This window comes from Methylophaga pinxianii, from assembly GCF_020447225.1.
Taxonomy (GTDB): Bacteria; Pseudomonadota; Gammaproteobacteria; order Nitrosococcales; family Methylophagaceae; genus Methylophaga; species Methylophaga pinxianii.
On the sequence record NZ_JAJAEO010000083.1, the window covers coordinates 1 to 1532 of the forward strand.

Here is a 1532-nt window from a genome sequence, read left to right on the forward strand (position 1 = left end):
CCGGATTGCGCGAAAAGCCCCGTCGTTCAGGGCGGGGATGAATAGCGCGGACGGCAGCGCCGTCCTTTGAATACTTAATGAGGTGTTTGCTGTTGCTCGATGTATTGCCGAATGATTTCAATCGGCGCACCGCCGCAGCTTCCAGCGAAATAGCTTGGCGACCACAAGGCCCCGCCCCACAGTTTCTTCTTAATGCTTGGGTAGTTCTTTTTTCGGATAAGAAGACTGGATACGCCTTTCAGGCTATTAACCAGTTTCGATATTGCCACCTTAGGCGGGTAGTTCACCAACAGGTGAACGTGATCGTCCTCTCCATCGAATTCCACCAACTCCGCTTCAAAGTCGGCGCATACATTGGAGAAGATTTCTTGAAGGTCGTCCAGAATGGCTTTTGTGAATACACCACGGCGGTATTTAGTCACAAAGACCAGATGAACGTGCATCTTAAAAACACAGTGTCTACCGTGCCTAATGTCATTGTCATTGCCCATAGACCAGAGTATGATTGAATCATGCAACGACTTCAAGTTTTCAAATACGAATTAATGCCGGACGGCGAACAACAGCGCAATATGCGCCGTTTCGCCGGGTCGTGCCGTTTTGTATTCAATAAGGCATTGGCGTTGCAACAAGCGCACTACGCAGAAAGCAAAAAGAAGTTGTCTTATGCCGATTTGTGCAAACAACTGACCGAGTGGCGCAAGAGTAGCGAAACGCAATGGCTATCTGAAACCCATTCCCAACCCTTGCAACAAACGCTTAAAGACCTGGAACGAGCCTATAAAAACTTCTTCGAGAAACGCGCAGACTTTCCTCGCTTCAAGAAGAAAGGCCAGTCGGATAACTTTCGCTATCCGCAAGGTTGCAAGCTCGACCAAGGCAACAGCCGGATTTTTCTGCCAAAACTAGGCTGGGTTCGCTACCGCAACAGCCGGGAAGTGTTGGGTATTGTGAAAAACGTCACCGTATCCGGCAAACAAGGCAAGTGGTATGTGTCGATTCAAACCGAGCGCGAAGTCGAAGCGCCTATCCACCCGTCGACCGCCATTGTCGGCATCGATATGGGCATTGCCCGTTTTGCCACACTGAGCGACGGCAGCTATTTCGCCCCGCTCAATAGTTTCAAACGCCAAGAAAAAGCCTTGGTGAATGCTCAGCGAGCCATGAGCCGAAAAAAGAAGTTCAGCAACAACTGGAAAAAGGCAAAAGCCAAAGTCCAGAAAATCCATGCCCATATCGGCAATGCCCGACGCGACTACCTGCACAAAGCCACGACCACGATCAGCCAAAACCACACGATGGTGTGTATCGAGGACTTGCAGGTTCGGAATATGTCCAAGTCAGCATCAGGCACTACCGAGACACCGGGCAGAAACGTCAAGGCCAAATCCGGCCTGAATAAAGCCATCCTAGATCAAGGCTGGTATGAGTTCCGCCGCCAGTTAGACTACAAACTCGCTTGGAATGGCGGACAACTCGTTGCCGTACCACCCCAAAACACCAGCCGGAAGTGTCCGTGCTGCGGCCATGTC

The 1532-nt window shown here is 50.8% G+C and carries 2 protein-coding genes; one reads left to right on the forward strand and one right to left on the reverse strand.

The annotated features are described in order from the left end of the window. Positions 1-74: 74 nt before the first annotated feature. Positions 75-491 (reverse strand): IS200/IS605 family transposase, encoded by a 417-nt coding sequence (tnpA, locus tag LGT40_RS00425; protein ID WP_226069670.1) that lies wholly within the window; start codon positions 489-491, stop codon positions 75-77. A gap of 21 nt (positions 492-512) precedes the next feature. Here tnpA and LGT40_RS00430 point away from each other — a divergent pair. Further along, a partial coding sequence (locus LGT40_RS00430; RefSeq protein ID WP_226343116.1) for an RNA-guided endonuclease InsQ/TnpB family protein occupies positions 513-1532 on the forward strand: 1020 nt, incomplete at its 3' end.